Here is a 21926-nt window from a genome sequence, read left to right on the forward strand (position 1 = left end):
AAATTGGATTGATGTCGGTGAATTCAGGAATGCCACCAGCGTTCATTGCACACTATCAACCCGGATTCACGCAAGGCATCCCGCGCCTTAATGCGATCCTCCTGATTGAGAAAGCCACCCACCTCAAGCGCCTGGCTGCCGTCATCCAACTGCAAGCCGATAGTGTCCACCGGGCTTTGGGCAGCACGCACGTTAACACAGGCCTCCGGGCGCAGAAAGCGCCAGCGCCGTACCGGGAAAAACTCCCCCTCTTCCACCTCCACTGCATGTTGCTGAATACGGATCACCTGCATGCGGTAGGAAGAACGCAGCACCCGCATCATCACGTAGGTCAGCGCTGCAATTTCCAGACCGGCAAAGGGCAACACCAGCCAGGCACCGTAAAACGTCCAGAACACTGCCACCGACAACGTCACCCCAGACACCAGCAGCAAGAACCACATGGACTGCCGCACGGTCGCAGAACGATTGGGCTGCAGTGTGATCAGGGTTTCCGCCCCCTGCTGTTCACAGGTTACCAAGCGGGCACCCTTGCAGCGGCGGTTTGTCTCCGGTAATCCCTCATGTTTTAATGCCCTCAACAACAATAAGCAGTCAGCATCGGCATAGAGAACCCCATGCATAAAGACACCTTAGCATTGGAACGGTCTTTACTGGAGTACCTGGACGACGACCGGCTCAGCAAAGCCGAAACCAGAGACCTAAGATTCGATCTCAAGGGCTTGCCCCTCGACGACCTTAACTTTCTCCGCAACCGGTTGTTTGAACTGGCCCGGGATCGGCTGACGCAGGCACCGGATACCGCCATGGCCATCGTCGGCTGGCTGGACCGGGGCACCAAAGCCATCAACGCCGAGTTACATCAGCGTCAGAGCACACATCAGGCCTGGTTCACCCCAGGGCAGGATTGCCTGCAGCACATTATCCGCCAACTCAACAATGCCCGCCAACATATCGATATCTGTGTCTTCACCATCTCCGATAACCGGTTGTCGGACAGCATTGTGGCGGCGCACCGGCGCGACGTAGTGGTGCGCATCATCAGCGACAATCACAAACAACATGATCTCGGCAGTGACCTGGGAAGCCTGTCGCAGCAGGGAATTGCAACCCGTTTCGACAGCACAGCGGACCACATGCACCACAAGTTTTGTATTATTGACGGCCTGACCCTCATCAACGGCAGTTTCAACTGGACCCGCAGTGCAACCGAACGCAATCAGGAAAACATTGTGATCAGTCAGGACACAACATTGATCGCGCAATTTCAAAACCAATTCGATTCACTGTGGGAGGCATTCGCATGACGGCATTATCCGGGAAACGCATTCTGGTCACCCACGCCGACAGTTTTATGGGGCCAGCCATCTGTGAAAGGTTACGGGAGAAGGCTGCCGAGGTCATTGCCAGTGACGATGCGCTGACCGCCCCGGAAGCAGCGGCCAACCTCATTCACGCCAGCGGCCGGGTGGATATTCTGGTGGCCAACCTGTCCATCACCGCCCCCACCACAGCCGCCACGGACATCAGCGAGGAGGAATGGCGCACCACCTTTTCCCGGCTGGTGGACCCCTTACCCCGTCTGTGCAAAGCAGTGCTGCCGCAAATGATTGAACGGCAGCAGGGAAAAATCATCGTGGTGGGCAGCGCCGCAGCATTGCGCGGCATGAAGCGAACCGCGACCTACAGTGCCGCCCGCGGAGCACAGCTGGCCTACGTACAGGCCCTGGGTGTTGAGGTGGCCCGCCACAATATCCAGGTTAACGCCGTTGCCCAGAATTTTGTCGATAACCCCACCTATTTTCCCCCTGAAATTCAGGCAGATGAACGCTTCAAGGCCCGGTTGCAGCGGGAAGTGCCCCTGGGCCGACTGGTGAGCGCCGGAGAAGACGCTGAATTCATTGCCTATTTGTGCAGCGGCGCCGCCGATTGTTTTGTCGGTCAGGTGTTTCCGCTGTGTGGAGGCTGGGTTAACCGATAATAATTTGGTTAAGGCACTTTTGGTTAAGGCACTATAGCCGTACTTCGGGCGCCGCTTTGGGCCACAGACTAAATCGGTATAACACCGAAACTGTGAATCTGGTCTAATATTGTTATAAATGCATGGCTCCGGCGGCGGGGATACGCTACTCATTCCGGCTAATTTCTGCGATCATTTCCCAGACGCACTGTTCGGAACTACTTCTCAACCAGCCGCCGTCACAGCTGTCCCAACACTTCAGGAAGAAGGCTCCGTATGCAAGAAGAAAAGGAATACAAGGTCCTCATTGTCGAAGACGAAAACATCGTCGCCATGGACCTGTCACGTCGGCTCAGCAGGCTGGGGTATCAGGTGATCGGCATGGCGTCCAACGGCAAACGGGCTTTGGAACTGGTGGAGTCCCGCCACCCGGATATCATCCTTATGGATATCCATATCAAAGGCAACAAAGACGGCATTGAAGTGGCCGATGATATCAACGAGCTGTATCACATCCCGGTTATCTTTTTAACCGCCTACTCCGAAGACTCCACCCTGGCCCGTGCCCGTCAGACACGCCCCTATGGTTATCTGTTAAAGCCTTTTTCCGAACGGGAATTGCACGTTGCCATTCAGGTGGCATTGGAACGTCACGCCGCGGACCTGCAGTTGGTGAAGCGGGAAACCCATCTGAAACTGGCACTGAATGCAGCCAAGCTCGGCACCTGGGAAATGGAGTCTGATAAAACCGTTATTATGGGTTATTCCCCCTGTGGCAAACTGGCGGTGGTCGAGAACTGGCAAAACCTGCATGACTATATCGTTGACAGCGATCAAATCCGGGTTCAACAAGCGCTGACAGAATTGCAATCCAGCCCCGACATTGAACTGGATCTTGAGTTTGAGGCCGACCTGCCGGAACAGGGCCACCGCTGGTATAAGCTGTATGGAAAATCCTTCAACGGCGGGCGCGATCGACATCGGGTGGTGGGTATCCTGCAGGATATTACCGAGCATCATCAAACCGAGATCAGGCTGCGACAGGCCGCCACCGCCTTTCGCTGCAGTGCCGACGGCATAGTGGTACTGAACAAGGATAAAAAAGTTGAAAGCATCAACATGGCTTTCAGCAAAATCACCGGGCTCGCCCCCAAACAGTGTATCGGCAAAGAGCTGGAATTCCTCAGCGAGAAATACCTGAACCAGGATGTCTTCGAAACGCTGTGGCCCACCTTGCGCCGCACCGGCAGTTGGCAGGGGGAAATTTCATTTCACCAACGGGATAACACGCTGATTCATGCTCTGGTTAACATCGGCAGCGTGCCCGACCTGATCAATGGTGAAGCTCAATACGTGGTGGTGGTATCCGACGTCACCCCCATTCGTGATGCCCAGAAAAAACTCTCTCACATTGCCTACTACGACACCCTGACCGGGCTGCCCAACCGCAACCTGTTTATGGATCGACTGGAAGTGTGCCTGTCGAAATCCAAACGTGAGGGCAACAGCTTCGGCATCCTGTATCTGGATTTGGATCATTTCAAACGTGTCAACGACACCCTCGGCCATCAAATGGGCGACAATCTGCTGAAAGGAATAGCGAAGCGCCTGAAAGCAAAATTGCGTACCTCCGATACCTTATGCCGAATCGGTGGTGACGAATTCATTGTGATCGCCGAAGCCATCTCATCGCCACGGGATCTGGAGACCCTGGCCGAGAAAATACTGGAGCTGTTGAGTCACCCCATCCAGCTGGGCAGCGTCAACATCATACCCGGGGCCAGCATTGGCATATGCCTCTACCCTCAACATACGGATGACCGGGATGAAATGATCAAGATGGCCGACACCGCCATGTACGCTGCCAAGTCGGAAGGGCGCAAGGGCTATGCAATCTACGAACCCAGGATGTCAGAGCACATTGCACACTACTTTACCCGTGAGCAGGAACTGCGGCACGCGCTGTCGAACAACGAATTACGATTGTTCTACCAACCGCAATACGATTGCCGCTCTGGTGCACTCACCGGGCTGGAGGCCCTGATCCGCTGGCAACATCCCAATCAGGGGCTACTGGGCGCTGCGGAAGTTATTCCCTTTGCGGAGTCCAATGCCCTGATCATTGAAATCGGCAACTGGGTTCTGAACGAAAGCTGCCGTCAGTTGCGTGCCTGGCTTGAGCAGAAGTGCGCCCCCCGCCATATCGCAGTGAACGTCTCGGCCCGGCAACTGGAGGACCGCAATTTCGTTCACATTGTGAATCGTGTTGCCAAATCGCATCAAGTACCGCTGAATATGCTGGAGCTGGAGGTCACGGAATCCTGCCTGCAGAACAGCGAGATCGGCTTGTATAATCTGCGGCGCCTGAAAGAACTGGGTGCCAACATCAGCATTGACGATTTTGGTACCGGTTATTCCTGTATGAGCTCGCTCAAATCGCTGCCCATAACCGCTCTGAAAATCGATCGCTGCTTTGTACAGAACGTGCATACCGAACCCAGTGACCGGGCCATTGCCAGCGCCATCATTGCCCTGGCGAAACAGCTGGGATTACGCACCACCGCTGAAGGCATCGAAACCCAGGCACAGGCACTGCTGCTGCGCCAGGACGGCTGCGACGACTTCCAAGGCTATTTATACAGCGAACCCCTGCCAGCAGAACTGGTCACCCGCTATCTGAAAGGTTCACTGTCAGACGAGAACACCTCATCACAACAGATTGCCTGATTGCCTATGACACCTGATATCGACATGGCCGCCAACAATGACGAAGTCATGCGTCTGGCGGTGGAAGCTTCGCCCAATGGCATGGTACTGATCGACATTGAGGGCCGCATCGTACTGGTGAACTCCAGTGTCGAACACATGTTCGGTTATCATCGCGATGATCTGATCGGACGCCCCATCGAGCATCTGGTGCCGGTTCGCTTTCGAAATCACCACCCCAATTTGCGACAACAGTATTTTGCCGACCCCAAATCCCGTGCCATGGGACAGGGCCGGGAGCTGTTTGCCCTGCATAAAAACGGCACTGAGTTTCCGGTGGAAATTGGCCTTAACCCCATGACCACCAAGCGCGGCGTGTTGGTGTTGGCATCCATTGTGGATATCACCGAACGGCAGCGTGGCCAGGAGATGATGCACCTGGCGGTGGAAGCGGCGCCCAATGGCATGCTGCTAACGGATAAAGACGGCCGTATCGTGATGGCCAATTCCATGGCCGAAGTGCAGTTCGGCTACGCACGCTCCGAGCTGGTAGGGCAGGAGATTACGGTGTTGGTACCTCTGCGCTTTCGTGACCACCACCCACACCTGCGGCAGGACTATTTTGACAACCCGGTTTCCCGGGCCATGGGCAAAGGTCGCGACCTGTATGCATTACATAAGAATGGACGGGAATTTCCGGTAGAGATCGGCTTGAATCCCATCAATACCGCTCAGGGAATGATGATTCTGGCTTCCGTAGTAGACATCACCGACCGTAAACAACAGGAAGAACAGCTTAAATCCGCACTGAAGGAAAAAGAAGTCATGCTGGCGGAGATCCATCATCGGGTCAAAAACAATCTGCAGATCATCGACAGCCTGATCGCGATGCAACTGGATAACGTAAGCGATGAAAAGGCGCGTTTTCTGTTAACCGACAGCCAGAACCGCATCAAATCCATGGCCATCATTCACCAGACCCTGTACCAGTCCCAGGATTTTTCCAATGTGGATATCAGTACGGTCATCGCAGGTCTGGTGAACAGCCTGGCACAATCCTATGGCGCCTCTGCCAACCCCAATGTTCAACTGCGGGTTGAAACCGACAACATCACCATGCCCATTGAAAGCAGCATTCCCCTGGGCCTGATCATCAACGAGCTGGTTTCCAATTCCTTCAAACACGCCTTTCCGGAAAATCGCCAGGGCGAAATTTTCATTGGTCTGAAAACCGGAGACGATCACAATATTATTCTGGAAGTGAGCGACGATGGGGTGGGCCTCAGCAACAAGGCGGCGTCTGATGAGTCTCTGGGATTGCGCCTGGTGGAAGCGCTGTGTGATCAGCTGGAGGCGGTGTTGACCGTCCGCCGAGCTGATCCCACGTGCTTTACCCTGAAAATGACATTGGGCAGCTAGCCGGCCCCGCGGCTACTCCTCACCCCAGAACTTCCACCATTTACGGCTTTTACCCTCACTCTGTTGCGGTCGCACCGGGTCGGCGGCCTTGTCCTGATGCATGGGCTCCTCGTGCATGGGCTCCTGATGCATGCGATCACGCTCTTGCTTCATTTCGTGTTTCTGCATGTCACCATCCTCTGCATGCTCGCGCATCTGTTTTTTATCTTTGTACTTTTCCTTGCTTTTATCCTTGGTCTTGTCTTTGAGTTCCTTGCCTTTCTTGTCTGCATAATGGCTGTCTTCGTCAGCTCCGCGCCCGGCTTCACCCCGTTTGGCTTTCATCTCTGCCTTGTGGGCATCAACCTGCTCCGCGCTGGGCTTTTCCTTGTTGCCCGCCCATTCCGGTTTGTCGGCCCATGCCGATGGGGCCACCGTCAATGCCGACGTCAGGGCAGCTGAAAGGGTTAAGGCCGTTAATCGTTTCATTGTTCTCTCCATTATATTGTTTCCGGTTTTGTTACCAACAACACCACAAGTGTAGAGAAAAGCCGGGCCAAAGAACAATCATCAGTTGCGTTGATCGTGCAGGGATTCCAATGCCTGTACACGCCGGATTTCCTGGCTGCTAAAGTGTTGGCGCCGGTGCTGCAACACCTGTTGTTCGCGATCCTGAAGGCTCAAGCCATTGGCGGCCAGCAACCGCGATCGCTCTTGCAGCCATTGGGCCATTCTTTGCTGCCACCGGGCACGCTGCTGATCCAGCGATTGCAGGCGTGCCGCGGCCTCGGCCCCCACCCTTTGCCGGCGCAATTGCTGCAGGGCCGCATCGCTTGCGCCCGCAAGGCGCAGTTGCCGGCTCAGGCGGGACAAGGTGATCAGTTCTTGCTGCGCCAACTGTGACTGCCGCAGTTCCGGGGAGAGGGAATCCTGCAACCGCTCCAACTGGATCGACTTCTCTTCCGCACCCAGATCCTGATGCTGCAAAACAGCCAAGCGATCCAGCATATACCGGTCGAACTCATCGGCTTCCCCGTAGAACACTTCAGCCACCTCCGGCGTGAGGTAACTGTTGCGCAGGGTGATCAGCGCCTGCATATGCTGCCGCAGTGCCTGCAGATCATCATCACCGATGGTATTGCCCATAGCCTGTTGCATGGGATAGTCCGGCGCCGCCATGGCCGACAGCGCGGTTTTCATAGCCAGGTAATCCTGTAGAACCGCCAACGCCTGGCTGGCGGCAGGCTGTGGCAGGTTGGCTTGAATATAGGCCCGGATGCGGGCGGTCAGCGACGCCAGCGGCTCCTCACCACTGGCCGCCAGAAAGTAATCGAACAGATCGCGAATGGAGTGCGTGATCACCAGCTCATTGTGTTGATCCCACAGCAAGGCACCATCGGGCTGCGTGCCCCGCAATGAAGCCGGAAGCCGTTCCAGGCCCGATTTAAATACCGGCTCAAACTCCGCTTCAAACTCCGCTTCAAAAGCAGGCCCAGCGCCATGCGCTTCATCCACAGAACCGGCTGCACCCTCCGGCAAAACAACAGGCGTGGAGGGCAAAACGGGGGCTGTTGGCGTACGGTCCAGATTCAGCAACAGGGTAACCCACAATCCAACGGCCAACAGCAAACCCAGAGCTACCCTGTTGTAACTGAAACCACGGGATAGCATTACAATCCCAGATTGCGCAGGCGGTTGGCATGCTGCCGATAGACCGATTTCGGGTTAGTGGAAAACAGGTAGGTAAGGCCAAACAACTGGTTCACTTCATCCAGGTGATCCATGGGGTAATCATCCCGTAACACCTGTCCGAAATGGGAGCTGCAACGGCCCACCAGACCATCGTTTTCTTCGGTAAACGCCAGCTTACTCAACACCAACCCATAGGATGAGGGATCAAAAAAATTGGTTATCCCCGTATTGGCGCCGCTCCAGGAAAACTGGTGCACAGCGGCACCTGGCCCAGCGCTGACATAATCCCCTTCACCACAGTCGCTGGTGGGAACACCCTCCGGGAAACGGCTGTTGAAGTCAGCAGCACCCGCCGAAGACAGCGAATTCAAACTGGCCAGCGCATCCTGGGAAAGGGATTCCCCCGCCAGGCTTCCAATAACCCAGCCCAACCCCTCAATGACACCGGCAACGATGGGCGCAAGCGCCGGCCCCAGCAGCGGAATCTGCATGGCCTGCAAACCCAGATCCGCCGCCTCAGACCCCTTGGTGGGGCTGCCCACGGTGGTCACAGAGGCCACTTTTTCCGGTGCCACGGCAGCCACATAACGCACACTTTGCCCGCCGTGACTGTGGCCGATTAAATTGACTTTCTGCGCGCCGGTGATGGCCAGCACCTCCTCCACCTGCGCCAGCAACTGCTCGCCCCGCATTTCAGATGAGTTAACAGAAGACACCTGGGTTACAAACACCTGTGCCCCATCCCGCTCCAGGGCACGGGGAATACCATACCAGTAATTAATACCGACGATACTGTCAAAGCCGAACATGCCGTGAGCCAGCACAATGGGATATTGGGTTTGGGTATAGCCTGCGGCAAACGCAGGGATGGCGGCCCAGCACAACCAAAGGGCCAGCATTGCGACAAAACGATTTTTCATGGCAAGACCTGTTTACACTGTAAGTTTGTTTTTGTTTTAGTACGAATACAGCATGTACAGTAACAAGCTTACGTACAGCGCTTTACCAGCGTATAGACGAAACACGCAGCACTCATTTGTCCAATCGATCATCTTCTTGCTCAGCGCTGGGCCATCAAACCCGTGGAGCTTGCCCGCGGCCATTCAACATACTCACTGAATTACGCTATGCTAGGGCCCGTGAACAGGCATTCGATCACTCACCGCAAGCAAGGATCTTCACCCCATGTTGTTGTGCCAACAGAAGTTTTCCACCGATTACACTGCATTACTGGAAACACTGGCCCACACCGATAACCTGTTGCTGATTCAGGATCTGGACGGTGTGTGCATGCCCCTGGTGAACGATCCATTGACGCGGCGCCTGTCCCCGGACTATCTGCGCGCCGCACACGCCCTCACACCAGAGTTCTATGTGCTCACCAATGGTGAACACATCGGCCGTCGCGGTATCAATCATTTGGTCGATAAAGCGTTACAACAATCCGGCCATGGGCAATACCTGCCCGGTCTGGCGGCCGGCGGTGTACAGTGGCAGGATCATTTCGGTTCGGTGAATCACCCCGGTGTGTCGCAGGCGGAACTGGATTTTCTGCTTTCACTGGCGGCGCGTTTCCGGACAGCACTGCAGGCCACTCTGAGTTCTGCGCCCTTTGACCTGGCAGCATCCGATGTGACGGCCATTCTGGATGCGGCAATCCTGGATAACCCGGTCTCACCCACCATTAATATCAATAGTTGTTTCTCATCATTGCAGCAGGACAGCGACCACATCAGGCGGCTGCAGGAGGCCACCCAAAGCATTCTGATGGCAGCGCTGACGGAGGCGGAACAGCAGGGCTTGGCGGATTCCTTCTTTATTCACTACGCCCCCAATCTGGGTCAAGGCCCGGATGGTGAACGGGTTAAATGGGCAACATCTGCTGACCTGGGTACCACCGATTTCCAGTTCATGCTCAAAGGGGCGGTGAAAGAAGTGGGGGTGCTGGTGATTCTGAACCGCTTTTACCACCGTATCAGCGGCCACTACCCGCTGGGGGCGGACTTCAATGCCCGCCAGGCTCCGCGCGATCACTCAGCCCTGCTGCAACTGGCCCGTGATCACTTTGATCCGGCGTTGATGCCCCGTGTGGTGGGGGTGGGCGACACGCTCACCTCTCAGCCGGACCCGCAACACCCCGCCACCCGCTTACGGGGCGGCAGTGACCGGGGTTTCCTGAGCCTGGTACAGGCGCTGGGGGAAGCCTTTCAATCCGATAACGCCGTTCTGTTTGTGGACAGCAGCGGCGGCGAACTGACGCGGCCCGCCATCGACCCGCGCCGGCTGGCCAGCGATCCCTGGCAGGCCGCTGCCGGTATTACCGATGCCGATGACCCGCTGCACCTGAACTTTGTGTTTCCCGGTGGCTATCAGCAGTACACGGCGTTCTTCTGCTCACTGGCGGACAAGCGCGCCCCTTCCGGGGAATAAAAACTACAGGCCCAGCTCACTCAGTCCCGGGTGATCATCTGGCCTGGGCCCGGATGGCCAATGAAACAAACGCTCCTCCTCACTGATCGCCAGATCATTGATGCTGGCATGGCGTACCTGCATCAAGCCTTCCGCGCTGAACTCCCAGTTTTCATTACCATAACTGCGGTACCACTGCCCGGCCCCATCATGCCACTCATAGGCAAAGCGCACCGCAATGCGGTTGTCACCGAATGCCCACAGTTCCTTGATCAATCGGTAATCCTGCTCTTTTTGCCATTTACGCTGCAGGAAAGCCACAATCTGATCGCGCCCCTGCGGAAATTCCGAGCGGTTGCGCCAGCGACTGTCTTCGGTGTAGGCCAGCGCCACTTTTTCAGGATCACGTCCATTCCAGGCGTTCTCCGCCATGCGCACTTTTTGACGGGCAGTTTCTGCGGTAAAGGGGGGTAACGGTGGCCGACTACTGCTTACGGTGGTCATGTCGCTTCCTCTATTGGTCATTGAAGATTGGATTTCACAAAAACCGGATTACGTTGCGATGCTAAAGTTTTACCATCAATTTGCCCATGTTGCCGCCGGTGAACAACAGATTAACGCCCTCTATTGCACTCTCCAGCCCCTGCAGGGTGTGAGCCTTGTACTGGATTTGGCCTTTCATCAAATAGGTGGACACCGCCTTCACCAGCTCCGCGCTCTTATCCCAATGGTCCGGCATGGCAAAACCCTGAATGGTCAACCGTTTCTTGATCATGCGCAGCCAGCTGGGGCCGGGGGCCGGTTGCGCGCTACTGTAATCTGCAATCAGGCCGCACACTACAATACGGCCAAAGGTATTCATGCGCTCATAGGCCAGCAGTTGCACCGGGCCACCGGTGTTTTCGAAAAACACATCAATGCCGTCCGGCGTGGCGGCGGCCAGCTCTGCGCTCAAATTGTCACTGTGATAATTGATGGCCTGATCAAAGCCCAGCTCCGATTCCAGCCACCGGCATTTTTCGTCGGAACCGGCACAGCCCACCACACGCAGGCCTTCCGCCTTGGCGATCTGGCCGACGATCACCCCCACTGAACCGGCTGCACCGGTGACAAACAGGGTTTCACCGGCCTTGGGTTTACCCACGTTCATCAGCCCGTGGTAGGCGGTCATACCGGGTAGTGACAACACGCACAATACCGCTTCATCGCTGATGGAGTCGGGCACCACCTGCATGCCACGGCCATCGGACACCAGATACTCGGCCCAGCCGGTCATCCCCATCAGACGGGTGCCTACCGGAATATTGTCGTTCATGGAGCCCACCACTTCCCCCACCCCGGTGGAACGCATGGTGCTGCCCAGCTCCACCGGCGGGATATAACTTTCCGTATCAGGCGACATCCAACCTTTCATTGCCGGGTCCAGCGACATGGCCGTCTGTTTAATCAGGACCTGCCCCTCGTTCAGCTCGGGGGTTTCTTCGGTGACCACATCAAACACATCCGGTGTGATGTTCAGGCCAGGGCGTTTTATTAATTTAATCGCTTTGTAGTGCATGAGGAATCCTTGCCGCTGTCGGGTTGCATTGAGTGACCTATAACATCATACAGCCTGTTGCAAAACAGACAATGCTGCAACAAGACAACCACAATAGTGTTGCCAAGCCCCCGCAGCAATAAGGAAATAGCCTCACATAACAGCGACTTAACCTGCCGCCACAGACTGGACCGGATCCTGCAATCACCACTGCCGTGCCGTTGAAGGAATCCGTATCATGTCGTATTTCAGTGAAGTCAGTGCGCTGCAGGCGCAATCCATTGTCATGGTGGAGAACCCCATTATCATCGATATGCGGGATCCGCACTCCTACAAGGAACAGCATATTGACGGCGCCATGCGCGGCCATGACCAACTCACCGATCATTTGATCAGTGCCGGTCAGTTTGAGCGCCCGGTATTGGTGTACTGCTACCAGGGTAACAGCAGCAAGGACATGGCCGGCCTGCTGGGTCGTGCCGGCTTCAAGCGTTGCTACAGCTTGCAAGGGGGCTTCACCGCCTGGAAAAAACTGCAGGAAGCAAGCCACAACGCCTCCTCGCTGATACAGGCGGCGCGCTCCGGTGATATGGGTATGCTGAATCAGCTGATTGCCGCCGGCGCCAACCTGGAAGCCACGGATGCCTCCGGAAATACTGCATTGTGGGCCGCCTGTTACGCCAATCAACAACCCATCATTGCACGCCTGCTGGAAGCCGGTGCCAACATGGATCACCAGAACCCGGACGGGGTGACCGTATTGATGTACGCCGCCTCGGCGGGCAAAACAGATGCGGTACGCCAACTGGTGGCCGCCGGTGCCGATCTCGACCTGAAGAATCAGGACGATTTCAGCGCCCTGGATCTGGCCGCCAACATCGACATTCTGCGCTTTCTGCAAGCCCAGTTGACCAACGCTTGAAAAGCGCACCCGGAGCAGTACATGAGCAACCCCAAAATCGGACTATTCTTCGGCACAGAAACCGGTACCACACGACTCATCGCCAAAAAAATCTATAAATTGCTGGGGGATGAGATTGCGGCCAAACCGGTTAACGTCAATCGCATTCAACCCCAGGATCTGCTGCAATATGAGGCGCTGATTCTGGGCACACCCAGCTATGGGGTGGGTGACATTCCGGGCTTGAGTGCCGGCTGCCTGGAGCGCAACTGGGAAGAATTTCTACAGCAGTTGGGGCAACCGGACCTGAGTGGAAAACGCATCGCGTTTTTCGGGTTGGGTGCTCAGGAGCGTTACGCTGAGCGTTTCGCCAGTTCGCTGATGGCACTGTACCAGGTGTTCCAGAATCTGGGAGCAGAAATGGTGGGCGATTGGGCAACCGACGGTTACCGCTTCGAGCATTCAGCCTCGGTGGTGAACGGGCGCTTTGTGGGCCTGGTGATCGATCAGCGCACCCAGGGCATGCACACCGACGAGCGCCTAAAGGCCTGGGTGGCACAGGTGAAACCCCTGTTGCTGGAGAAACTCACCGGTGCCGGTGACGCAGCCCACTCAGCCACATACCAGAGCCGTTAGCAGGGATTATTACCCCAGCAACAAATCCGCCTCGATGGCGATGAACTCACTGGCGGCCTGCTTTAACGACGCCGCCGTCAAGGCTGCAACACCGTACACCTCCACCCGCTTGCCTTTATCCACCCGCAGTTTGTTGACCAGTAAATCGAAATCGCCGTCCCCCGACACCAGCACCACCACATCGGCCTCCACGGTTGTTTCCAGTGCATCAATGGTAATGCCCACGTCCCAGTCTCCCTTGGCGGAGCCGTCGGCGCGACTGATAAAGGGCTTCAGTTTCACCGTAAAGCCAATCGCCCGCAGAATATTCTGAAACGCCCGCTGCTTCTGATCGCCGCGATCGATAGCGTAGGCATAAGCCGCCACCACCTGCCGACCGCCGGTGGCACGGGCCCAAAAGGCGTTGTAATCAAAATTCCGGTTAAAGGCTTGCCGGGACGTGTAATACACATTTTGCACGTCCACGAAGAGAGCGACTTTTTGCATGGAGATCCTCAGGATCGGAACAGGCGGCTGTATTGGCGTTCGTGCTGCATGCTGGCCAACACCACCCCGGGCAGAGACAACCCGATGTGGTCGTCGGCCACCTGCTTCGATTGCTCGATCCAATCCGGTACAGCGTGCACCAGCCGTTGAAAAATCCGTTGCCCGGCGGTTTGCCCCATGGGAAAGGTTTTCAAGGCCGCCGCAATCTGGTTTTCCAGCCAGCTCCATAGCAGGCCGGTGGCCGCAGCATCAAACGGAATATTGTTTGCTACCGCCACCATGGCAAACGCGGTGAGGTAACTCACCTGTTTGTGCTGCCAACTTTGCCATTGCAGGGCACCTGGGTATTCCAGATCCCGCGTCAGGCGCATCAGTGCCGCGCCCATCTGAATGTCTTCCTGGTATAACTCGCGGGTTTCCCGTAACGCCAGGGAATAGCGGGTCCAATACTCTATTTGCGCCTGATCCTGTTGCTGCCAGGCGTCAACCAGTTTGCGCAGCAACGGCAGCTCCTGGCCCACAAACCCGGTGTGCAGGATGCCCTGCAACCAGTCGCCGAAATCATCCTCACCCTTCAGCCACCCCTGATCGATGGCGCTTTCCGTACCCTGGGACCAGGCAAAGCCACCAATGGGCAGTGAGGGGCTGGTGAGCTGTAACAGCTGCGCCAACTGCAGATGATCAATGTTCATGGTGATGTCCGTGACCATGACCGTGGCCACCGGCGTAGGCACCGTCTTCCGGCTCGAACGGCGCCTCTTCCACCGTCACCGTCAGGCCCAGGCCACTCACCATGGCATCCAGCACATGATCATGCTGGTAACGCAACCAGCCATCACCGATTTGCAGCGGAACATGGCGATTACCCAGATGATAGGCGGCGCGCATCACCAGATGCACGTCGTCACTGCCCACGGTACTGACGGTTTCCTCCGCGGCCCGGATTTCAATCAGGCGCCCCTGCTCATCCAGCAGGCGGGTACCATCCCGCAGGATGTGCCCCCGGGGTAACATAAAGCCCAGGGCTTCCCCCGATTCGGCAGCGGTTTTCAAGCGGCTTTTCTTGCGCTCATCAAAGGGCAGGCACACCACAAGCTGTGCCGGTGTTTCAGCCGCGGTAGCGGCGGCAAACTGGATTACCTTGATCATCAGTTCAGGTTACTCACACTCAAAACAAAAAGTAGCGTTGCGCCAGGGGCAGTTCCGTGGCCGGTTCGCAGGTCAGCAGCACCCCGTCGGCCCGCACTTCATAGGTCTGTGCATCCACGGTGATAGTGGGCTGATAGTCGTTCAGAATCAGGCTGGACTTCTTCACGCTGCGACACTGCTTCACCGCCACCAGCTTGCGCCTTAATCCCAGTGTCTGATCAATATTACTGTCCAGGGCAGCCTGGGACACAAAGGTCAGGTTGTTATCCTGCAAAGCGCGACCAAAACCACCAAACATCATCCGGTAATGCACCGGTTGCGGTGTGGGGATAGAGGCGTTGGGATCGCCCATGGGCGCCGCGGCGATCGCCCCACCCTTGATGATCAGCGACGGTTTTACACCAAAAAAAGCCGGTTTCCACAACACCAGGTCGGCCCATTTGCCCACCTCCACCGATCCCACCTCATGGGCAATGCCGTGGGTAATGGCCGGATTGATGGTGTATTTGGCAATGTAGCGCTTGGCGCGAAAGTTATCACTGCGATCCGAATCCGGCGCCAGGGGCCCCCGCTGCTGTTTCATTTTATGGGCCGTCTGCCAGGTGCGGCAGATCACTTCGCCCACACGCCCCATGGCCTGGGAATCGGAGGAAATCATGGCGAAGGCGCCCAGGTCATGGAGAATATCCTCGGCAGCGATGGTCTCGCGGCGGATACGCGAATCCGCAAATGCCACATCTTCGGGAATACCGGAATCAAGATGGTGGCACACCATCAACATATCCAGATGTTCATCAATGGTATTCACCGTGTAAGGGCGGGTTGGATTGGTGGATGACGGCAACACGTTATCTTCACCGCACACTTTGATAATGTCCGGTGCGTGTCCGCCACCCGCACCCTCGGTATGGTAGGTGTGAATGGTGCGGCCCTTGAAAGCAGCTACGGTGTCTTCCACAAAGCCGGATTCGTTCAGGGTATCGGTGTGGATGGCCACCTGCACATCGTATTGCTCCGACACATTCAGGCAATTATCAATGGCCGCCGGTGTGGTCCCCCAATCCTCGTGCAGCTTCAGGCCCACTGCGCCCGCCACAACCTGTTCCTGCAGTGCTTCCGGCTGGGAGCCGTTGCCTTTACCCAGAAAGCCCAGATTCATGGGCAGGCCTTCGGCGGCCTTCAGCATCTGCGCAATGTGCCAGGCACCGGGTGTACAGGTGGTGGCATTGGTGCCGGTGGCAGGCCCGGTGCCGCCGCCAATCATGGTGGTAATCCCCGACATCAACGCTTCTTCAATCTGCTGGGGGCAGATGAAATGAATGTGGGCATCAATGCCACCGGCGGTAAGAATCTGGCCCTCACCGGCGATCACTTCCGTGCCCGGGCCGATAACGATGGTCACCCCCTGCTGCACATCGGGGTTACCGGCCTTGCCGATACCCACAATACGGCCGTCTTTCAGCCCCACATCCGCTTTCACAATCCCCCAGTAATCCAGAATCACCACGTTGGTGATCACCGTATCCACGGTTTCACTGCGCGGACGCTGACTCTGCCCCATGCCGTCCCGGATTACTTTGCCACCGCCGAATTTCACCTCGTCACCGTAGACGGCATAATCCTTCTCAATTTCAATAAACAGCTCGGTGTCGCCAAGCCGTACCCGATCCCCCACCGTGGGGCCAAACATTTCGCCATAGGCGCGTCGATCAATTTTAGCCATTACAGTTTCCCCATCACCATGCCGCGGAAACCGTACACGGTTTTATCACCGGCATAGGCCACCAGGGTCACCTCCCGGCTTTGCCCGGGCTCAAAGCGCACAGCGGTGCCGGCGGCAATGTCCAGTCGATAACCGCGGGTCTTATCCCGATCAAAATCCAGGGCGGCATTGGTTTCATAAAAGTGGTAATGGGAACCCACCTGAATGGGCCGATCACCGGTGTTGGCCACCGTGACGGTCACCGTGGCCAGCCCGGTGTTGAGTTCCAATTCACCCGGTTCCGTGATCAATTCACCTGGAATCATGGGTTGCCTCCTTAAACAATGGGGTCATGGACGGTGACCAGTTTGGTCCCGTCCGGAAAGGTTGCTTCCACCTGCACGTCATGAATCATCTCTGCAACACCGTCCATCACATCATCCCGGGTCAGCAGGGTGCGCCCGTAATCCATCAGTTCAGCAACGGTTTTACCATCCCGCGCGCCTTCAATGATTTCGAATGAAATCAGGGCGACGGCTTCGGGATAATTCAGCTTGAGGCCACGGGCCTTGCGCCGTTCTGCCAATTGCGCTGCGCTGAACAGCAGCAGTTTGTCTTTTTCGCGGGGTGTCAGTTCCATGTTGTTATCCTGTTGCCTTATGCTCGTAAAAGATTAAATCAGGTAAACCAGATGCGGGGTGCCACCGCCTCGGTGTTCTGCAGGCTACGCCGCAGCAATCGCCACGCGGCAAAAAATGCGTTCTTGATGGGCGCCGCCTGCTGTGCCTGGGCCCGCATCACCACCAGGCCCGGTAATTGCGTGACTTCAATACTGAGGTGTTCACCACGATGTTGCCCGCACAAATCCCGCAGCCCCTGCTCCGTGTGTTCATCTTCCAGCGTGCACACCAGTGTGGCCAGCGCCGGGTATCCGTGCAAGCCCCAGCGCGCCTGCAGCATGGGGCTGCCGCCGTCAAAACGGCTGCGCTCCACCAACCACGGCAGGCCATCCAGGGTGATCTCAAAATGTTGCAGCAGGCTGCCCGCTTCAAACCACTCCTGGGAGGCGGGCCGACCCAGGCAGGTAATCTCCCAGCCAATAAAGCGGGCACCGGATTGCAGCTGAATGTGGGTATGGTTGATGGCCTGCGCCGCATTGAAAACAATGTTCTCCTGGGGCAACCACTCACCAAAAGCACCGGGCTCCACGGCCATGGTGACCTGCTGGGTCTGCAGCTGTCGCTGGCGATTGGAACAATACACGCGGCCGGCGGAAGGGGTGGTCACCAGGGCATGGGCATGCTCACGCACCGTGCTGCTGATGGCCAGGCTGTCGCCCGCCACAATACCGCCCGGTGGATGCAGGATGTAAACGTGAGCCTGTCCGTTGGCTTCCGGATAAAACGGGCGCTGCACCCGCAGTGGCCCATCATGGCGGTTACGGACCAGTGCCGTGCGCGGGCCGCGCCGTTCAAACTCCAGGGCAAGGGATGCAGACCAGCCGGACTGTACCGGGGTTGCAATGGCGTTCATGCTATAGGCCTCTGATGACGGACTGTTTTTTATATAGAAGTGGGCGTTGAAAAGCAAAAACCATTCCCTGTGCCAGCAACCCCACACAAGCGGCTCAAGCACTATAATGCATGGTGCATGGTGCACGGCGCACCATGATGAATCACGCCCTACCGTTTCATGCGCTTACGGATACTGGCAGGGGTAAAATAGCCATCCGGGGGTGGTTCTGTGAAAAACTCGGTGCCTTCCCCGGCGCTGCACTGCAGAAAATAAGCCCCGTCCTGCAGGTCATGGTAGGCATCCAGCGATGAAAACATGCCCGGCATCTCTTCGTAATAAGCGGAGAAGCGCATGGTAAAGCGCCACAAGTCATCGTTCTTGTCGTAGATGTCCACCAGGACGATACTCCAGGTATCCTCATCCACGTAGAAAGTCCGGCGCTTATAAATATGCCGTTTATCCTGTTTCAGGCGCGCCTCCACCACCCATACCCGGTGCTTCTCAAAGCGCATGGCATGGGGTGAGATATGGTACGGCAACAACGCCTGGGGATCATCGCAACGGTTGTAGCGCATCTTCTGGTTATTGTAGGGAATCAGCATTTCGCGCTTGCCCACCAGCTCCCAGTCATACCGATCCAGCGGCCCGTTGAAGATATCAATCTCATCTGCCACCCGCAGGCCTTCGGAATTGAACAAAGGGGAATCGTAGCCGGTGGCCGGAGAACGGCGCATGCGCCGCTCCCCGGTGATGTAGATCCAGGACTGGCGGGGCTGCCGGATCGGCTGCAGGCTGTCATGGATCAACAGGCCACCACCGGCCAGCCGCGCGGGCCCCAGAATATGGGAAAAATAGTAAATATTTCGGGAATCCAGCTGCGGGCTTTGGCGGCTACGATCATACAACTGGGCATAGGTTTCGATGATGGTTTCCAGGGAATCCACCAGCAGGTTGGGATACACCGTGCTCTCAAACAGGTGCAGTGAGATAAACACACCTTTCCAACGGGTCTGATGATTCCAGATGACTTCCTGCGCCGTCTGCGGTTTGGGAAAGGGAATACCGGGCCAGGCCGCCAGCAGCTCGTCACCGCTTTCACTGATGCGGGCGTCCTCCAGGTTGCGGCGAATGTAATCGTGCGTCCATTGCGGCTGGCGCGCTGTACGGTGGGTTGGATAGACGGGAATACTGAAGCTCTCCGGGTGCAATTCAAACATTTTCAGCAGCCCCGGCGCCAGCCACTGGCGGTAGCGCTGCAGGTTATCCGCGGTAATGATGTAAAGGGGCTCTTCTCTGGTGATGCGCTGCATCCATTGCAGATGCGCTTCATCACTGAGTTGATCCGCACTCCAGCGGGGAATGGAGCCGTCGGCATTACCCGCCCGCTGGGCTCCCACCGGGGTGAGTTCCTGCCCCAGTGTGGCCGCCGGCAAGGGCACGCTGCACAGCACAGTGCACAGCACCAGCAACGGCGTGCGGATTAAAGACACCTTCATATGGCTACCTGTTATTGTCCTGTCGTTGTTGTTGTTTCAATAACATGATCAAATTATTAAACAGGGCATCCCGATCGATGGGCTTCTTCAGGAACCCTTTCATTCCCACTTCCGTGGCCTGAGCCTCGTAGTCTGACAAGACATGGGCAGTCAGTGCAACAATCAATGATTCCGGCTTGCCTTTGCGGCGTTCCCAACTCAGAATCCGCCGCGCGGCGGTGATACCATCCCACTCCGGCATTTCCCAATCCATCAATATACAGTCGTAACGTTCACCTTCTTCCACCACTTTCTGATAGGCCAGCATGCCGTTCTCCACCAGGTCCACTGTCACCCCGGCTTTCTTCAACATACCCTGAATCACCATCTGATTCACCTTGTTGTCTTCCGCCACCAGAATTCTTTTGCCGCGCAAGGCGCTGCGGAAATGCTCCTCACGCACTGTCTGGTCTGCGGTTTCAAAGCCCGACAGGCGGGTTTCATCAATCTCCTGCAGGGCCAGGGTAAACCAGAAGGTGGTACCACCGGCACGCTTGCTGCTGACCCCGATTTCACCCCCCATGAGATGACACAGGCGCTGACAGATGGCCAATCCCAGCCCGGTGCCGCCATAGCGGCGGGAGATGGTGCGGTCGGCCTGGGAAAATTGTTTGAACAGCTCCGACTGTTGCTGGCTGTCCATTCCGATACCGGTATCACGGACCACGCCATACAAAAACGTACGCTCTTCGGTGCTTTTCACCGACAGCCGCACATTCACCGATCCCTGCTCGGTAAACTTCAATCCATTGCCCACCAGATTCATCAGAATCTGCCGCAATCGCTGGGGATCACAATTCACCAGAGTGGGCACCGACTTTTCAAATGAAATATTGAGTTCAATGCCTTTCTGGCGGAACAGCGGTTTGAACAGGGCCAGGGATTCATTGACCACCTGGCGCAGGTCGAACACGGTGTTGTCGATCTGCAGCTTGCCGGCTTCAATTTTGGAATAATCCAGCACATCATTGATTACCGAAAGCAGCGTCTGACCGGAACTTTTCAGTGCCATGAGGTAGTTTTTCTGCTCTTCATTCAACGGCGTACTGGACAGCAGATCCACCATCCCCAGCACCCCGTTGATGGGCGTGCGGATCTCGTGGCTCATGGTGGCCAGGAACTGGCTCTTGGCCCGGTCGGCGGCTTCCGCAGCCTCCTTTTGCTGGCGCTCTTTTTGCCGGGTGGAAGCCTCCCGCAAGTCAACGATGTAAATCACCATATACAGCAGCACCAGCAGCGCCACTCCGGCCAGGGTCCATTTCTGCTGATCGGCGGCGGCCTGGCGTTCCTGCTGATACTGCATCTGCATCAGGGAGAGAATCTGATCACGGTACACTGATGAGGTCACCACATAGCCACTGATGCGCTGATAAAAATCCCGCCAGGGGGTATCCAGGTCCGCCGACTGAATGACTTCGTCATCCAGGGTCTGGGCGGCACTCTGCAACAGATTCCAGGGTACCGACTTGAAAGGGGCCCGCTCTGCGAGATTCGGGTGATTCTTGAGCAATTGATTGACGCGAATATTCAGGCGGTCGTGCTGCAGCACCAGGCGCTCGTAGATGCGCTCCAGGCTGTCCACTCCATCCGATGGCACATGGCCGATCCTCAGGTACAGGCTGCCGTAGGAGCGGGCCCGCCCCAGATCCGTGGTGAGATCACTGAACTCATCCAGCGCCAGATAGATCAGGTTGAGGGATATATCATTGCGATCGCTGAACAGGCCACCCTGATCCGCCAGCCGGAACTGGATCTGCTGCAGGGTTTCCACCAGCGGTTGGTGTTCGCGGAAGGCCACATCCGGGGTATACAGCTCTGCGCCCAGCACCGGCCGCACACGGCGTATCTGCTTGATAATCCTGGGATACGTCAGCTCCATAATGGGGTTTTCCTGGCTGAACCCCACATTCTGTTCCAGTTGCTTCACCGCCCCCAGCAACTCCTGCCGCTGGCGCTCGTATTCCGACTCCAGTTCCTCCGACCGGTCATAGACCACGATGACACTGAGATCCCGCAACCGCTCCGCCAGATCCACCATGCTCTGCAAAATCCGAATATCGCTGACCGCTGTCAATTTGCGATCAATGGCTTCAATGCGCTCCTCCACGCCGTAAATGAGCTGAACCAACAGCACCAACAGGGGCAGTACAAGGAAGAGTGACAGCAGGCCAATTCGGGTAGGCAGTAAGACCCGGCCATCCAGTCGATACAAATGAAGATTCCTGTAGCTATTTGATTTTTGGATGATATCCCTTCAAATATAGCGGCTTTACTAACAAATTTCTGCTTTTTTGCCCGGC

General features: G+C 56.6%; 22 protein-coding genes. 7 read left to right on the forward strand and 15 right to left on the reverse strand.

Annotated elements, in window-relative coordinates; genetic code table 11:
* Positions 1-23 precede the first annotated feature (23 nt).
* Positions 24-623 (reverse strand): DUF2244 domain-containing protein, encoded by a 600-nt coding sequence (locus tag D9N13_RS07050; RefSeq protein ID WP_290587644.1) that lies wholly within the window; start codon positions 621-623, stop codon positions 24-26.
* Here D9N13_RS07050 and D9N13_RS07055 point away from each other — a divergent pair.
* The 4 genes from D9N13_RS07055 to D9N13_RS07070 all read left to right on the forward strand — a co-directional run bounded on the left by D9N13_RS07055 (position 618) and on the right by D9N13_RS07070 (position 6085).
* Positions 618-1307 carry a phospholipase D-like domain-containing protein gene (locus D9N13_RS07055; RefSeq protein WP_290587646.1) on the forward strand — a complete coding sequence of 230 codons (690 nt, stop codon included), beginning with the start codon at positions 618-620 and terminating at the stop codon, positions 1305-1307. The two genes, D9N13_RS07050 and D9N13_RS07055, sit on opposite strands and share 6 nt — an antisense overlap.
* Complete coding sequence (locus tag D9N13_RS07060; protein ID WP_290587648.1) at positions 1304-1981, forward strand: SDR family NAD(P)-dependent oxidoreductase; 678 nt, start codon at positions 1304-1306, stop codon at positions 1979-1981. The genes D9N13_RS07055 and D9N13_RS07060 overlap by 4 nt, the downstream gene beginning before the upstream one ends.
* 255 nt (positions 1982-2236) lie before the next feature.
* Positions 2237-4687 carry an EAL domain-containing protein gene (locus D9N13_RS07065; RefSeq protein ID WP_290587650.1) on the forward strand — a complete coding sequence of 817 codons (2451 nt, stop codon included), beginning with the start codon at positions 2237-2239 and terminating at the stop codon, positions 4685-4687.
* Positions 4688-4693: 6 nt separating this feature from the next.
* The gene (locus tag D9N13_RS07070) at positions 4694-6085 is read left to right on the forward strand and encodes a sensor histidine kinase (protein ID WP_290587652.1); all 1392 of its coding nucleotides are present in this window, start codon (positions 4694-4696) and stop codon (positions 6083-6085) included.
* Positions 6086-6097: 12 nt separating this feature from the next.
* Here the strand turns inward: D9N13_RS07070 and D9N13_RS07075 are convergent, their stop codons facing one another.
* The 3 genes from D9N13_RS07075 to D9N13_RS07085 form a co-directional block, all read right to left on the reverse strand.
* Positions 6098-6553 (reverse strand): hypothetical protein, encoded by a 456-nt coding sequence (locus D9N13_RS07075; protein ID WP_290587654.1) that lies wholly within the window; start codon positions 6551-6553, stop codon positions 6098-6100.
* Positions 6554-6634: 81 nt separating this feature from the next.
* Complete coding sequence (locus D9N13_RS07080; protein WP_290587656.1) at positions 6635-7735, reverse strand: lipase secretion chaperone; 1101 nt, start codon at positions 7733-7735, stop codon at positions 6635-6637.
* Positions 7735-8676: an esterase/lipase family protein gene (locus tag D9N13_RS07085; protein WP_290587658.1), complete on the reverse strand. Its 942-nt coding sequence runs from the start codon at positions 8674-8676 to the stop codon at positions 7735-7737. Before D9N13_RS07085 ends, D9N13_RS07080 begins: the two co-directional genes overlap by 1 nt.
* 265 nt (positions 8677-8941) lie before the next feature.
* Between D9N13_RS07085 and stpA the strand changes: the two genes are divergently transcribed.
* Positions 8942-10186: a glucosylglycerol 3-phosphatase gene (gene stpA, locus D9N13_RS07090; RefSeq protein WP_290587659.1), complete on the forward strand. Its 1245-nt coding sequence runs from the start codon at positions 8942-8944 to the stop codon at positions 10184-10186.
* A 3-nt stretch (positions 10187-10189) separates the two neighbouring features.
* On the opposite strand, the gene D9N13_RS07095 is transcribed toward stpA, so the two are convergent.
* A complete protein-coding gene (locus tag D9N13_RS07095; protein WP_290587661.1) occupies positions 10190-10669 on the reverse strand; it encodes a nuclear transport factor 2 family protein in 480 nt (159 codons plus the stop codon).
* Between the two features lie 61 nt (positions 10670-10730).
* Positions 10731-11723, reverse strand: a complete 993-nt coding sequence (locus D9N13_RS07100) for an NADP-dependent oxidoreductase (RefSeq protein ID WP_290587663.1) — start codon at positions 11721-11723, stop codon at positions 10731-10733.
* 217 nt (positions 11724-11940) lie between these two features.
* On the opposite strand from D9N13_RS07100, the gene D9N13_RS07105 reads away from it, so the two are divergent.
* A complete protein-coding gene (locus D9N13_RS07105; protein WP_290587665.1) occupies positions 11941-12624 on the forward strand; it encodes an ankyrin repeat domain-containing protein in 684 nt (227 codons plus the stop codon).
* Positions 12625-12645: 21 nt separating this feature from the next.
* A complete protein-coding gene (locus D9N13_RS07110) occupies positions 12646-13239 on the forward strand; it encodes a flavodoxin (RefSeq protein WP_290587667.1) in 594 nt (197 codons plus the stop codon).
* A 9-nt stretch (positions 13240-13248) separates the two neighbouring features.
* On the opposite strand, the gene D9N13_RS07115 is transcribed toward D9N13_RS07110, so the two are convergent.
* The 9 genes from D9N13_RS07115 to D9N13_RS07155 all read right to left on the reverse strand — a co-directional run bounded on the left by D9N13_RS07115 (position 13249) and on the right by D9N13_RS07155 (position 21838).
* Positions 13249-13725 carry an NYN domain-containing protein gene (locus tag D9N13_RS07115; RefSeq protein ID WP_290587669.1) on the reverse strand — a complete coding sequence of 159 codons (477 nt, stop codon included), beginning with the start codon at positions 13723-13725 and terminating at the stop codon, positions 13249-13251.
* 8 nt (positions 13726-13733) lie between these two features.
* Entirely contained in the window at positions 13734-14417 is a 684-nt protein-coding gene (locus tag D9N13_RS07120; RefSeq protein WP_290587671.1) for an urease accessory protein UreF, read from the reverse strand.
* Positions 14407-14874 (reverse strand): urease accessory protein UreE, encoded by a 468-nt coding sequence (gene ureE / locus D9N13_RS07125; RefSeq protein ID WP_290587673.1) that lies wholly within the window; start codon positions 14872-14874, stop codon positions 14407-14409. Before ureE ends, D9N13_RS07120 begins: the two co-directional genes overlap by 11 nt.
* A 19-nt stretch (positions 14875-14893) precedes the next feature.
* A complete protein-coding gene (gene ureC, locus D9N13_RS07130) occupies positions 14894-16597 on the reverse strand; it encodes an urease subunit alpha (RefSeq protein ID WP_290587675.1) in 1704 nt (567 codons plus the stop codon).
* Positions 16597-16902 (reverse strand): urease subunit beta, encoded by a 306-nt coding sequence (locus D9N13_RS07135; RefSeq protein ID WP_290587677.1) that lies wholly within the window; start codon positions 16900-16902, stop codon positions 16597-16599. Before D9N13_RS07135 ends, ureC begins: the two co-directional genes overlap by 1 nt.
* 11 nt (positions 16903-16913) lie before the next feature.
* The gene (ureA, locus tag D9N13_RS07140; protein ID WP_290587679.1) at positions 16914-17216 is read right to left on the reverse strand and encodes an urease subunit gamma; all 303 of its coding nucleotides are present in this window, start codon (positions 17214-17216) and stop codon (positions 16914-16916) included.
* Between the two features lie 38 nt (positions 17217-17254).
* Complete coding sequence (locus tag D9N13_RS07145; protein ID WP_290587681.1) at positions 17255-18109, reverse strand: urease accessory protein UreD; 855 nt, start codon at positions 18107-18109, stop codon at positions 17255-17257.
* A gap of 149 nt (positions 18110-18258) precedes the next feature.
* Complete coding sequence (locus D9N13_RS07150) at positions 18259-19587, reverse strand: DUF1329 domain-containing protein (protein WP_290587683.1); 1329 nt, start codon at positions 19585-19587, stop codon at positions 18259-18261.
* Positions 19588-19591: 4 nt separating this feature from the next.
* A complete protein-coding gene (locus D9N13_RS07155) occupies positions 19592-21838 on the reverse strand; it encodes an ATP-binding protein (protein WP_290587685.1) in 2247 nt (748 codons plus the stop codon).
* Positions 21839-21926: the final 88 nt, after the last annotated feature.

The organism is Ketobacter sp. GenoA1, from assembly GCF_003671475.1.
In the GTDB taxonomy this organism is placed as follows: Bacteria; Pseudomonadota; Gammaproteobacteria; order Pseudomonadales; family Ketobacteraceae; genus Ketobacter.